The 13,467-nt window shown below is 36.9% G+C and carries 12 protein-coding genes; all 12 read left to right on the top strand.

Annotated elements, in window-relative coordinates:
* Nucleotides 1–29: 29 nt before the first annotated feature.
* The 12 genes from O9307_RS00810 (at nt 30) to argH (ending at nt 13,408) form a co-directional block, all read left to right on the top strand.
* Nucleotides 30–1,211 carry a hypothetical protein gene (locus O9307_RS00810; protein ID WP_298294263.1) on the top strand — a complete coding sequence of 394 codons (1,182 nt, stop codon included), beginning with the start codon at nt 30–32 and terminating at the stop codon, nt 1,209–1,211.
* Nucleotides 1,212–1,696: 485 nt separating this feature from the next.
* A complete protein-coding gene (locus O9307_RS00805; RefSeq protein WP_298294472.1) occupies nt 1,697–2,314 on the top strand; it encodes a GNAT family N-acetyltransferase in 618 nt (205 codons plus the stop codon).
* Nucleotides 2,315–2,371: 57 nt separating this feature from the next.
* Nucleotides 2,372–3,571 (top strand): argininosuccinate synthase domain-containing protein, encoded by a 1,200-nt coding sequence (locus tag O9307_RS00800; RefSeq protein WP_298294260.1) that lies wholly within the window; start codon nt 2,372–2,374, stop codon nt 3,569–3,571.
* A gap of 331 nt (nt 3,572–3,902) precedes the next feature.
* Nucleotides 3,903–4,880: an N-acetyl-gamma-glutamyl-phosphate reductase gene (gene argC / locus O9307_RS00795; protein ID WP_298294257.1), complete on the top strand. Its 978-nt coding sequence runs from the start codon at nt 3,903–3,905 to the stop codon at nt 4,878–4,880.
* Nucleotides 4,881–4,963: 83 nt separating this feature from the next.
* Nucleotides 4,964–6,100 (top strand): aminotransferase class III-fold pyridoxal phosphate-dependent enzyme, encoded by a 1,137-nt coding sequence (locus tag O9307_RS00790; RefSeq protein WP_298294254.1) that lies wholly within the window; start codon nt 4,964–4,966, stop codon nt 6,098–6,100.
* A gap of 325 nt (nt 6,101–6,425) precedes the next feature.
* Complete coding sequence (locus O9307_RS00785; RefSeq protein WP_298294252.1) at nt 6,426–7,622, top strand: glutamate-5-semialdehyde dehydrogenase; 1,197 nt, start codon at nt 6,426–6,428, stop codon at nt 7,620–7,622.
* A 70-nt stretch (nt 7,623–7,692) separates the two neighbouring features.
* Complete coding sequence (locus tag O9307_RS00780) at nt 7,693–8,139, top strand: hypothetical protein (RefSeq protein ID WP_298294249.1); 447 nt, start codon at nt 7,693–7,695, stop codon at nt 8,137–8,139.
* Between the two features lie 88 nt (nt 8,140–8,227).
* Nucleotides 8,228–8,989: a glutamate 5-kinase gene (gene proB / locus O9307_RS00775; protein ID WP_298294246.1), complete on the top strand. Its 762-nt coding sequence runs from the start codon at nt 8,228–8,230 to the stop codon at nt 8,987–8,989.
* Nucleotides 8,990–9,053: 64 nt separating this feature from the next.
* Nucleotides 9,054–10,028: an N-acetylornithine carbamoyltransferase gene (locus O9307_RS00770; RefSeq protein WP_298294243.1), complete on the top strand. Its 975-nt coding sequence runs from the start codon at nt 9,054–9,056 to the stop codon at nt 10,026–10,028.
* Nucleotides 10,029–10,036: 8 nt separating this feature from the next.
* Nucleotides 10,037–10,813 carry an acetylglutamate kinase gene (argB, locus tag O9307_RS00765; protein ID WP_298294240.1) on the top strand — a complete coding sequence of 259 codons (777 nt, stop codon included), beginning with the start codon at nt 10,037–10,039 and terminating at the stop codon, nt 10,811–10,813.
* A 54-nt stretch (nt 10,814–10,867) separates the two neighbouring features.
* On the top strand, nt 10,868–11,968 hold the full coding sequence (locus O9307_RS00760) for a M20 family metallo-hydrolase (RefSeq protein WP_298294237.1): 1,101 nt from the start codon (nt 10,868–10,870) through the stop codon (nt 11,966–11,968).
* Nucleotides 11,969–12,127: 159 nt separating this feature from the next.
* Complete coding sequence (argH, locus tag O9307_RS00755; RefSeq protein WP_298294234.1) at nt 12,128–13,408, top strand: argininosuccinate lyase; 1,281 nt, start codon at nt 12,128–12,130, stop codon at nt 13,406–13,408.
* Nucleotides 13,409–13,467: the final 59 nt, after the last annotated feature.

Genomic DNA, 13,467 nt, shown 5'->3' with positions numbered 1-13,467 from the left:
AAATCTTAACTCAAGAAATTACTTTAAAAATGAAGAAAACTACTCTTATTTTAATACTTCTTTTTATTATTAGCAGTTGTGGGGTAAAAAAAACGCAACAATTAGTTAGTACTGGAAACTATGACGAAGCCATAAACAATGCTTTGACTAACTTAAAAACTAACAAAGACAAAAAAGGAAAACAAGATTACATTTACCTGCTCGAAGAAGCCTTTGCCAAAGCCAAAGAAAGAGATTTGAACAACATTCAAATGTTAAATATTGAATCTAATCCGAATCAAATAGAAAAATTGTATAACCTCTATGTTCAATTACACGATCGTCAAGAAAAAATAAAACCTGTACTTCCTTTGTTTTTACAAAAAGAAGGTAGAAATGCAATTTTCCCTTTTGATAATTACAATAGTCAAATTGTATCCACAAGAACTATTTTGGCTGAATACTTATACAAAAAAGCGTCACAATTGATGAAAACCAATACCAAAGTAAACTTCAGAAACGCTTTTGAAGAATTGACCTATCTCAATAAAATTAGCCCAAACTATAAAGAAGTAAATCGATTATTAGACGAGGCCAAATTTAAAGGAACCGATTTTGTTTTGGTAAAAACCAAAAACGAAACCAATATGATAATTCCTGCGCGTTTGCAAACCGATTTGTTGGACTTTAGTACGTATCGTTTGAATAATCCTTGGATCGTGTACCATAATGCTCCAGAAAAAGGAACCAATTACGACTTTTACATGATGATTCTTTTTAGAGACATTTTCGTTTCGCCAGAACAAATCAAAGAACGTGAATTTGTTAAAGAACGTGAAATAAAAGACGGTTACAAAAAAGTAATTGATGCTAACGGCAAAGTGGTATTAGACGAAAAAGGCAAAGAGGTTTTGGTTGATAATATCAAAAAAGTAACGGTTCAAATCTACGAATATCGTCAACTTAAAACCTGTCAAGTAACAGCAAAAGTTGAATTTGTTTCCACAAAAGGCAATCAATTACTTCAATCTTATCCAGTTACCAGCGAATTTGTTTTTGAAAACATTTATGCCACATACAAAGGAGATCGAAGAGCCTCAGATGAAAGTTACTTTAGAATCTTCGATCGTCGAGCAGTTCCATTTCCTTCCTCAGAACAAATGGTATATGATACAGGTGAGGACTTAAAGTCAAAAATAAAACAAATTATGAATTCAAATCGATTCGAATAAAAAAAACAGCTTTTCAAAAATCAATTCTTCTCTATATTGTTGCTAAAAAAGTGATTTTGACTTTAAAAATCACTTTTTTTGCTTTTAAAAATAAATTTTGTTGAAATTTAACAATTTTAAGTAAAATTTGATTTTTTATAAAATTTTATATTGTAAATTTGCAGCAATGAAAAATACAAGTTTACATATAACTTCTATCTACCGGATAAATTTGCTTGCCACTTCTCCCGAAGTGCGGATGCTATGCCTATAGTCTCCAAAAAGTGTTTTCTATATTTTATCCTTTTTCATTTTTACAATTTTGAAATCAAATCCATTTTTTAATGGAGTTTCAAATCTGATTGAAACTCAATATAACTTTATAAGTAACTGTTTTTTGTTTTGCAATAAAACAAAAAAAGAACAGTGCTTTTAACAGCTCATTGACTATGATTGCCTTACAAAAAAGAACCAAACGATTTTTAACCTCTAAATCGAATTCCGAAATGAATATTTCTATAGTAGTAGCACAAAAAGAGCACTATGCATTTGCTGCAGAAATTTGTGATACAATTGAAACCTCGGCCTTACAAAGAGGAACAGGAATAGCCAAAAGAACCCCAGAATACATCCAAAAGAAAATGGAAACCGAAAATGCGGTTATCGCCATAATCGATGGGAAATTTGCCGGTTTTTGTTATATCGAATCTTGGCAACACGGTCAATTCGTAGCCCATTCAGGTTTGATAGTTCACCCAGACTTTAGAAATTTAGGATTAGCCAAAAAAATCAAAACATTCGTTTTTGAGTATTCCCAACAAAAATACCCAGAAGCAAAAGTTTTTGGCATCACGACTGGATTAGCAGTAATGAAAATCAATTCCGATTTAGGATACAAACCTGTTCCCTTTTCTCAATTGACTACCGACCCAACTTTCTGGAAAGGTTGCCAAACGTGCACCAATTTTGAGATTCTAAAAAGCAAAGACTACAAAATGTGTTTGTGCACCGGAATGCTGTATGACCCAAAAGAAAAACAAAAAAAACCACCGAAACACCCGTTCAATGTCCGGATTTGGAATCGTTTAAAAGAAATCAAACAAGCCCTTTTCTTAAAAAAATAATAGTTCAAAAAATAAAAAACAACGTTTTGTCAGGCACAAAACATCAAAAGATATACAATGGAAAATAAAAAAGTAGTATTAGCCTATAGCGGAGGATTAGACACTTCCTATTGTTTAAAATATTTAAAAAACGAAAAAGGATTCGAAGTACATACCGTATTAATTAACACGGGTGGATTTGATGATGCCGAGTTAAAAGCTATCGAAGACAGAGCCTACGAATTAGGAAGCACCAAACACGCCAACCTTACTATTCTAGACAAATATTACGACAAAGCCATCAAATACTTGGTTTATGGAAACGTCCTAAAAAACAACACCTATCCGCTATCCGTGAGTGCTGAGCGTGTTTTTCAAGCCATCGAAGCCATAAAATACGCTAAATCCGTTGGAGCCACAGCCATTGCACACGGAAGTACTGGTGCAGGTAATGACCAGATTCGTTTTGATTTAATTTTCCAAACCATCGCTCCCGAAATCGAAATTATCACTCCTATTCGTGATTTAAAACTATCCCGACAGGAAGAAGTTGACTATTTAGCCAAAAATGGTGTGCATTATTCTTGGGAAAAAGCACAATACTCTATAAACAAAGGCCTTTGGGGAACTAGTGTGGGCGGAAAAGAAACCTTAACTTCAGGACAACCTTTGCCAAGCGAAGCCTACCCTTCGCAATTGCAAAAACAAGGAGAAGAAAAAGTAACGTTGGAATTCCAAAAAGGAGAATTGGTCGCGATCAATGGCAATGCCGACAAACCATCGAATAATATTGTAGCCTTAGAAAAATTGGCAAGCGCTTACGCCATTGGCAGAGACATTCACGTGGGCGATACCATCATCGGTATCAAAGGAAGAGTTGGTTTTGAGGCCGCAGCCCCATTAATCATCATCAAAGCGCACCATTTGTTAGAAAAACATACACTAGGCAAATGGCAACAATACTGGAAAGAACAATTGGGCAACTGGTACGGCATGTTATTCCATGAAGGGCAATTTTTGGATCCTGTAATGCGCAACATCGAAACCTTCTTAGAAGACACGCAAAAAACAGTCAATGGAACCGTGACTGTTGCTTTAAAACCCTATCATTTCAGCTTAGACGGCATCGAGTCGCCAAACGATTTAATGAACACCGGCTTTGGTCAATACGGCGAAATGAACAATGCTTGGACGTCTGACGATGCCAAAGGATTTATCAAAATTCTAGGCAATGCACAAAACATATTTTCATCTGTGAATAACGAAACTTACGAATAGTATAAAAATTGATTAGGAGCGAAAGTTCAGGCATTTTAGGAAACATTAGTTCCCGCTATCCGTTGCAATCTTTGTAGGCTGAACCCCAGCCCACAAAGGATTTCCACTACTATCGGGGCTAGAGAGGAAATATTAGGATTTTCAGGTTTATCCTGCAAGGTTTTTTTCAAACCTTGTAGGTATTAAATAACCTAAAATATACCTGCAAGGTTTTTTTTCAAACCTTGTAGGTATTAAATAAACTAAAATATACCTACAAGGTCAAAAAAAGACCTTGCAGGAAAAGCAACAAAACGCATTCAGTTTTATAGCATATTTAAAAATAAAAATTATGATTACTATTGGAATTATTGGCGGTTCGGGTTATACGGCTGGCGAACTCATCAGAATCTTGATGTTTCATCCCAACGCCCAACTCGACTTTGTGTACAGCACCACCAATGCTGGCAAACCACTTTCTGTAGCGCATCAAGATGTCTTGGGCGATATCGAAATGAATTTTACAGATACCATCAACCCAAATGTAAATGTCCTTTTTCTATGTCTAGGTCACGGCAAATCCAAAGCTTTTCTATCCGAAAACCAATTTGCTACCCACACCAAAATCATTGACCTAGGTAATGATTTCAGGTTAGAAAAAGACGCCGTTTTTGAGGGTAAAAAATTTGTATACGGCTTACCCGAACTGAATAAAAATGACATCAAAAATGGGCAATTCATCGCCAATCCAGGTTGTTTTGCCACCGCAATTCAATTGGCTTTATTGCCTTTGGCGGAAGCCAACTTACTCAATAGCGATGTACACATCAACGCCACAACAGGAAGTACGGGAGCTGGAGTGAGTCTCTCAGAAACTTCACACTTTAGTTGGAGAAACAACAACATGTCGCATTACAAAGCTTTTGAACACCAACATTTGGGAGAAATAGGCGAAAGTTTACACCAATTACAAGAAGGTTTCAAAAACGAATTAATTTTCATCCCTAACAGAGGCGATTTCCCAAGAGGAATTTTTGCCACGCTTTACACCCATTGTGAGGAAAGTTTAGAAGATGTTGTGGCCAAATATGAAGCCTTTTACAAAAACGAACCGTTTGTAACCGTAACCACAACCAATATCAACCTAAAACAAGTGGTTCAAACCAACAAATGTATTATTAGTTTGATGAAAAAAGGCAATCGTATTTTGATTACATCGGTGATCGATAACTTAGTCAAAGGCGCTTCAGGTCAAGCCATACAAAACATGAACTTGCTTTTTGGACTAGAAGAAAATACCGGTTTGCATTTGAAACCAAGTGGATTTTAAAAAAATTTGTTTAAAGTTAAAATGTCTAAAGTTGCTCGTGTAACCTTAAAACTTAAACTTTAAACCATAAACAAAAAACAACAATGAACCTATTCGACGTTTACCCATTATACAACATCACCCCTGTAAAAGCAGTAGACTGCACCATTACAGATGAAAACGGTGTGGAATATTTAGATTTATACAGCGGCCACGGAGTTATCTCCATTGGTCACACGCAACCGCATTATGTGGCGAAACTAAAAGAACAATTGGATCACATAGGATTCTATTCTAATGCCATCCAAAATCCGTTACAAGTAGAATTAGCGCAGAAATTAGGCGAATTGTCAGGTTATGATGATTACGCATTGTTTTTGTGTAGCTCAGGAGCCGAAGCCAATGAAAACGCTCTAAAATTAGCGTCTTTTCACAACGGAAAATCGAGAGTAATTGCGTTCGATAACTCTTTTCACGGAAGGACATCGGCAGCAGTGGCGGTAACAGACAACAAAAAAATTGTAGCGCCCATAAATGCGCAACAAGTAGTTACTTTTTTACCACTAAACCAAATTGATTTGGTAGAAACCGAATTACAAAAAGGCGATGTGTGCACCGTGATTATTGAAGGAATTCAAGGTGTAGGCGGTTTAGATGAAGGCACTACTGAATTTTTTCAAGCCTTAGAAAAACTGTGCAAACAATACGAAGCGGTTTTGATTTTAGACGAAGTACAATCGGGTTATGGAAGAAGCGGGAAGTTTTTTGCGCATCAATACCATAACATCAAAGCGGATATTATTTGTTTGGCCAAAGGAATGGGCAACGGTTTCCCAATTGGAGGGATTTTGATTGCTCCACATTTTAAAGCGAGTTATGGCTTGCTAGGCACCACTTTTGGCGGAAGTCATTTGGCATGTGCCGCTGGAATTGCCGTTTTGGATGTAATCAAGAGCGAAAAGTTAATCGATAATGTGAATGCCGTTAGCGAATACTTTATGAAAACCATCCAACAAGTGCCTGAAATCATCAAAGTAAAAGGAAAAGGATTGATGCTTGGAGTAGAATTTGATTTTGATGTAAGTGCGTTACGCAAGAAAATGATTGTAGAAAAACATATTTTTACAGGAAGTGCCAACAATAAAAACTTATTGAGAATTTTACCGCCCTTGACCATTACCACAGCGGCAATTGATACCTTTATCGTTGCCTTGAAAGAGTCGTTGGCTGAATTGAAATAAGAAACTGTGTGAGTATTCCTTGCCAGTCTGCTGCGTGAGGGCAATGTCATTAAGTTAAGGAATAATCAATAATTTGATTCCTTATTTTCGATTAACGAATTTTGATTGCTGATGTATAAGATACTGAAAATCATGTAATTTTTACTTACTTGCTCCAAAATCTAAAATCAAGAATCGTTAATCTACAATCTAAAATCTCTTAACTTAATGACATTGTGCGTGAGGAATAGTCCCGATTTTTTCATCGGGAAGCGGAAAACCTGACCTACTGAGCCTGTCGAAGTATAAGAAAAGACAAGCCCAAAAAATTAACTAACCAAAAACTATGAATACACTACTAACCATCGAAAAGAGAAACGCCGTTTTAACCACGATGGCGGCTTTGCTAGCGCAGGAACGAACGGCGTTGAAAAGTAGTAACCAACAAGATTTAGCCAATTATTCCGGAGAAGATTTGGCAATGGAAAAACGTTTGTTGGTCGATGATGCCAAAATTGACGGTATGATTTTGTCCTTGCAACAATTGGCCGGTCAAGAAGACCCTGTGGGGAAAATTCGCTTTGAATTTGTTCACGATAATGGTCTTAAAATTTACAACAAGACAGCTGCATTTGGCACTGTTTTAATTATTTACGAGTCTCGACCTGATGTAACAGTTGAAGCGGGTGGTATTGCTTTTAAGTCAGGAAATAAAATCCTTTTGAAAGGCGGCAAAGAATCATTATTGTCGAATCAAAAGATTGTAAGTCTTTGGCATCAAGCTTTGAAAAACAATGGTGTAGCAACGGATTGGGTAGAATACCTGAATTACGATAGAGCACAAACCCAAGCTTTTTTGGAAAAACCAACTCAAAAGGTCGATTTAATTGTGCCACGTGGTGGAGAAAAACTAATTGAATTCACCAAAAAACACGCTACTTGTCCGGTGATTGTAAGTGGACGCGGTAATAATTTTGTGTACGTAAGCGCCGATGCCGACTTAGATAAAGCAATGACAATTATTATTAACGCAAAGACCTCAAATATATCTGTTTGCAATGCTTTAGATAAAGTATTGATTGATGTTAATTTACCGAATTGGGAAGCCTTTGCTAACCAATTATTCCGTGCTTTACAAGAACAAAAAGTGACTGTTTTGGGAGATGCCACAATTGCCAAAACAAGCCAAATTCCCCAAATTGATTCAGATACTATTTGGTATGAAGAATTTTTGGATTATAAGATTGTAATTGGCACTGTTTCTTCTAATCAAGAAGCAATAGCTAAAATCAATAAATATTGCGGAGGTCACTCAGCTGCTATCATCACCGAAAGTGAAACTACAACCCAAGAATTTATGGATAACGTTGATGCTTCATCCGTTTACCATAATGCTTCGACTCGTTTTACCGATGGAGGGCAATTTGGTTTAGGTGGAGAACTCGCTATCAGCACTGACAAATTACACCAACGCGGCCCAATTGGTTTACAACATTTGGTCACCAACAAATGGTATATTTACGGAGAAGGACAGATTCGATAGGGACATTGTAGGGAAAAGTCGCGACTTGTCCTTACAATGTCCCTATCCAATGCGAAATTTGTTCATAATAATGCAAAATAAAAATATGCTGACAAAAAATCAAATTAAAATATTATACGATAAATATCTCGAAATCATCAAACTAGAAACTATCGAATTAGGATGTTCACCAACTGAGGTTAGACATTTAATTGGACGACTCGGTGAGTTTTATTGCGCCTTGAAAACAAACGGAACATTGGCGTCAGAAACAAATCAACATGGATTTGATGTTATTTCTGAGGATGGTAGAAGAATAAGCGTCAAAACGACTGCTCAAATAAATGGTTTTGTTTCAATAAATAAAAACACATTAAATAAAGTCGATGACATAATGATTATACAATACATAAATGATGATTTACAAATCATTTACTATGATAAAATTGAAAACGCAACAAAAGATTGTAGAATTTGGAAGGATAACTTTGAATTAGACATATCAAAGGCAAAAAAAATGTATTTAATCAAAGAATAAAGGATTTTAAAAAAATAAAAATAATTTGCGAACGTTGCGTTTTAATCGTTCCAATTATAAAAAAATTGCGCCCTTTGCGGTTAAAAAAATGACAAAAAAAAGAATATTATTAAAATTAGGCAGCAATACCTTAACCAAAGAAACCAATCATATTTCGAGAGGAAAGATTGAGGATATTGGAATGCAAATTGCCGCCTTACAAGACCAATACGAATTCATTATTGTAAGTTCTGGCGCGATTGCCGCTGCCAAACAGTTTGTCAAGCTGGACAATAATGACCAAGAAGTCTTTGTAAAACAAGCCTTAGCATCTATTGGGCAACCCCATTTGATGCGTATTTATCACGAAAATTTCAGCGATTTAGGATTGCATATTTCACAATGCCTACTCTCCTACTCTGATTTTGAGAAAGAACAATCCAAAGTCAATATCGTGAATACCATCAATGTTTTGGTCAAAAACAATTACATCCCGATCATCAATGAAAATGACACGGTGGCCACAGACGAAATCAAGTTTGGTGACAACGATAAATTAGCCGCACTAGCAGCCGTTTTATTGAATGTAGATATTTTGATTATTGCTACCAATACCAATGGCATCTACACCAAAGCTTCCATCAACGATATGCTTCCATCAACCATTGAATTAGTAACCGATTTGTCTTTGCTAGAGAAAGAAATAGGCGATAAAAAGTCGTCTCACGGAACTGGCGGAATGCAATCAAAAATTGAATCGGCAGCAATTGCCAAAAAGGCCAATATTGAGACTTGGATTGTGAATGGTCTAGAGGATGATTTTATGCGGAAAGCGCTGCGGAATGAAATCCCTTTTACTAAAATTATTTAACTTAGAGCCACTAAAAATCACAAACTACAAATCCGCTTATTCAGCATTCCAATAAGATAACGCTATGAATTACACCTCAATAAAAGAAATCGATTCCCTAAAAAAATGGGTAAAACAAGCCCTAAAAATAAAAAAAGACCCTTTGAAAAATCAAAAGCTAGGTAAAGATAAAACCCTAGTTATGCTCTTTTTCAATCCAAGTTTAAGAACGCGTTTGAGTACTCAAAAAGCGGCCATCAATCTAGGAATGAACGTAATGGTAATGAATTTTGGAGCCGAAGGTTGGACTTTAGAGTTCGAAGACGGCACGATTATGAATCAAGGCGCCTCAGAGCACATCAAAGAAGCCGCCGAAGTTGTTTCGCAATATTGCGACATTATTGCTATCAGAGCTTTTGCAGGACTAACGGATAAAGACAAAGATAATGCAGAAACGGTATTGAGTGGTTTTGTAAAATATGCCACTGTGCCTATTGTCAATATGGAAAGTGCTACGGGTCATCCGCTACAATCCTTAGCCGATGCGATTACGATGGACGAATTCAAAACCAAACACAAACCTAAAGTAGTACTGACTTGGGCTCCCCATCCAAAAGCATTACCTCAAGCCGTGGCCAATTCGTTTGTAGAAATGATGCAACTGCAAAGAGATATGGATTTTGTAATTACACATCCTGAAGGTTATGAATTGAATCCTGAAATCGTTAAAGATTCGGTAATAGAATACGATCAAAATAAAGCTTTTGAAAATGCTGATTTTATTTATACCAAAAACTGGAGCAATTACAACGACTACGGGAAAGTGACAAATACCGATGAAAATTGGACGGTTACCGCCGACAAAATGAAGTTGACGAACAATGCCAAATTCATGCATTGTCTTCCGGTGCGTCGTAATATGATTGTAGCCGATGAAGTGATTGATAGCGAAAACTCCATTGTGATTCAGCAAGCCCATAACAGAACTTTTTCGGCACAATTGGTTCTGCAAAAAATATTAAAAAAATTACCTAATAAAACCAAAAGTTTGGAGTATTAATGCAGAAAATGAAACACCTAACAATAGTAAAAATCGGCGGTAATATCATCGATAATTCAGCCGAACTGCAACAGTTTATTTCCGATTTTTCGAAGATAGAAGGTTATAAAATATTGGTGCACGGCGGTGGAAAATCAGCTACCAAAATGGCGCAAAGTATTGGTTTAGTCCCACAAATGATTGATGGAAGACGCATTACAGACGAACCTATGCTAGACGTAGTAGTGATGATTTATGCGGGCGAAATCAATAAAAACATAGTGGCGCAATTACAAGCGAATGAAACTAATGCAATGGGTTTCTCTGGAGCTGACGGTAATTTGATTCAATCCACCAAAAGAAATCATCCCATGATTGATTACGGTTTTGTGGGCGATGTACAAAAAGTAAACACCGCGCTACTAGAAACACTGATAGAAAACGAGATAACACCAGTTTTTTGCGCTATTACACACGATAAACAGGGACAATTATTGAATACAAATGCCGATACGATTGCCAGTGAATTAGCCATTGCTTTGTCGCAAGTATTTGAAGTTACTTTGACGTATTGCTTCGAAAAACCAGGTGTTTTGTATGATGCTGAAGATGATACTTCCGTCATTGAAAACATCAATAAAGAATTGTACGAGCAATTAAAAACAGAAGGCGCCATTCATTCAGGGATGATTCCAAAACTAGACAATTGCTTTAACAGCTTGTCCAAAGGCGTTCATAAAATAAAAATTGGACATCACAAACTATTGAAAGACAACAACGCAATTTGTACGAATATCACATTGTAGATTACTAACAACACTTTCAGAGTTTTGAAGTCTGAAAGTGTTAAATTAAAAATTTTGAAAACCATAGCAACCCTTACACAAGAAGCCATCGTATTACTAAAAGCATTGATTGCTACTCCTTCCTTTTCTAGTGAAGAAGAACAAACGGCGCTTTTAATCGAACAATGGTTCCAACAAAATAGCATTCCCTTTGAGCGGGAAAACAATAATATTTGGGCGTATAACCAGCATTTTGATGCGGTTAAACCTACCCTTTTACTGAATTCCCATCACGATACGGTAAAACCCAACCAAGGCTACACCAACGATCCTTTTGAACCTATTGAAAAAGACGGGAAATTATTTGGTCTCGGTAGCAACGATGCTGGAGGTTGTTTAGTGGCTTTATTGGCCACTTTTGTTCATTTTTATGCTCAAGAAAATTTGCCTTACAATTTGGTTATGGTTGCCTCCGCAGAAGAAGAAAGCAGTGGCAAAAACGGGCTGAATAGCGTACTTAAACATTTGCCAGAAATTGATTGTGCCATCGTGGGCGAACCTACATTAATGCAACTCGCCATTGCCGAAAAAGGCCTTTTGGTTTTGGATGTAGTCGTAAAAGGAACCGCAAGTCACGCGGCACATCATAATCCTGACAATCCTATTTACAATGCGATGCCCATCATCAGTTGGTTTAACAGTTACCAATTCGAAAAAATATCAGAAGTTTTAGGACCTGTAAAAATGACGGTAACCCAAATCAACGCAGGAAAACAACACAACGTAGTACCTGCTGAATGCCATTTGGTAGTCGATATTCGAGTAAATGATTGTTATAGCAATGCAGAAATATTAGATACGATAATCCCCCCAACCCCCAAAGGGGGAGTAAAAGATTTGGAGGTAGAAGTTGTTGTAACACCGCGTTCAATGCACTTAAATGCTTCATCTATTCCCGTTTCGCACCCTTTAGTACAAGCAGGAATCGCGTTAGGTCGCACCACCTACGGCTCTCCTACGCTTTCGGACCAATCGGTGTTGAGTTGCCAGTCGTTAAAACTTGGTCCAGGAGAAACCCTGCGGTCCCACTCGGCAGACGAATTTATCTACATCAATGAAATCGAAGAAGGAATTGAATTGTACATTAAAATATTGACAGATTTTTTTAGGAGCTAATCCCGCTATCCGTTACAATCTTTTATGGCGAACCCCGCCATAAAAGGATTTTCACTACTATCGGGGCTAGGAATAAAATAAAACGAGAAATTAAATCTAATAAAGACACTTAGCGAAACTCTGTTCTCCTTTGTGGTGCTTTGTGAAAAATAAAATAATATGAAACTCTGGGAAAAAGGAATACCAACCGACAAACAAATCGAACATTTTACGGTAGGAAATGACCGTGAACTCGATTTGGTTTTGGCCAAATACGATGCTTTAGGCTCTATCGCTCACGCTAAAATGTTGGCTCAAATAGAATTATTGGATGCTACAGAAGCTGATGATTTAGTTTCAGCTTTACAAGATATAATTGTAACTATCGAAAAAGGAGATTTCGAAATCGAAGACAGTTTTGAAGACGTACATTCCAAAATCGAATATTTATTGACCGAAAAACTAGGCGACGCTGGTAAAAAAATACACACAGCACGTTCTCGAAATGACCAAGTGTTGGTGGATGTCAATTTGTATCTGAAAGACGTTGTCATAGCTCTCAAAGAACAAGTAAAAACGCTATTCGACTTGTTGATGGAATCCGCTGAACAGTATCAAAATGTCCTGTTACCCGGCTATACGCATTTACAAATTGCTATGCCATCATCCTTTGGCATGTGGTTTTCCGCTTACGCCGAAACTTTGATAGATGATATCACGATGTTGAATGCCGCCTTGAAAGTGGTAGATCAAAATCCATTAGGTTCCGCCGCAGGTTATGGCAGCTCCTTCCCTATTAACCGAACCTTTACTACTCAGGAATTAGGCTTTGCTACTTTAAAATTCAATTCCGTTGCAGCACAAATGAGCCGTGGAAAATCTGAAAAAACAGTCGCTTTTGCTATGAGTAGCGTGGCTGCGACTTTGGCAAAATTCTCTATGGACGTTTGTTTATATATGAGCCAAAACTTTGATTTTATTAGTTTACCAGCTCATCTAACGACTGGTTCAAGCATTATGCCGCATAAAAAAAACCCAGATGTTTTTGAACTAATCCGTGGAAAATGCAATAAAATTCAAGCCTTACCTTATGAAATCACTTTAATCACTAATAATCTTCCTAGTGGCTATCACCGTGAATTTCAATTGTTGAAAGAAGGATTATTTCCCGCTATCCAAAATCTAAAGGCTTGTTTGGACATCGCGATTTTTTCCATCAAAGACATCAAGGTAAAAGACAATATTCTAGCCGATCCAAAATACAATTACCTATTTACCGTAGATACCCTAAACGAAATGGTAGTAGCAGGCATGCCTTTTAGAGACGCCTACAAAGCGGTAGCAGAACAATTAGAAAACGACACGTACCAATCACCAAAAGCCACCCAACACACCCACGAAGGAAGTATTAATAATTTGTGTTTGGAAGAAATTAAAGAGAAAATGAAAAACGCTTTTTAAAAAAATATGCTAAATACCTAAAGCCGTTCTACTTTCTGTTGGAACGGCTTTTTTTTGGT

Origin of the sequence: Flavobacterium sp. (assembly GCF_027531905.1) — a bacterium.
Taxonomy (GTDB): Bacteria; Bacteroidota; Bacteroidia; order Flavobacteriales; family Flavobacteriaceae; genus Flavobacterium.
Note: the sequence above shows the minus strand (reverse complement) of the source record. Positions and strands in the feature narration are given on the sequence as shown.

Coding starts and splice junctions, on each gene's coding strand:
- O9307_RS00810 (WP_298294263.1), top strand. CDS start 30: ATGAAGAAAACTACTCTTATTTTAATACTTCTTTTTATTATTAGCAGT.
- O9307_RS00805 (WP_298294472.1), top strand. CDS start 1,697: ATGAATATTTCTATAGTAGTAGCACAAAAAGAGCACTATGCATTTGCT.
- O9307_RS00800 (WP_298294260.1), top strand. CDS start 2,372: ATGGAAAATAAAAAAGTAGTATTAGCCTATAGCGGAGGATTAGACACT.
- argC (WP_298294257.1), top strand. CDS start 3,903: ATGATTACTATTGGAATTATTGGCGGTTCGGGTTATACGGCTGGCGAA.
- O9307_RS00790 (WP_298294254.1), top strand. CDS start 4,964: ATGAACCTATTCGACGTTTACCCATTATACAACATCACCCCTGTAAAA.
- O9307_RS00785 (WP_298294252.1), top strand. CDS start 6,426: ATGAATACACTACTAACCATCGAAAAGAGAAACGCCGTTTTAACCACG.
- O9307_RS00780 (WP_298294249.1), top strand. CDS start 7,693: ATGCAAAATAAAAATATGCTGACAAAAAATCAAATTAAAATATTATAC.
- proB (WP_298294246.1), top strand. CDS start 8,228: ATGACAAAAAAAAGAATATTATTAAAATTAGGCAGCAATACCTTAACC.
- O9307_RS00770 (WP_298294243.1), top strand. CDS start 9,054: ATGAATTACACCTCAATAAAAGAAATCGATTCCCTAAAAAAATGGGTA.
- argB (WP_298294240.1), top strand. CDS start 10,037: ATGAAACACCTAACAATAGTAAAAATCGGCGGTAATATCATCGATAAT.
- argH (WP_298294234.1), top strand. CDS start 12,128: ATGAAACTCTGGGAAAAAGGAATACCAACCGACAAACAAATCGAACAT.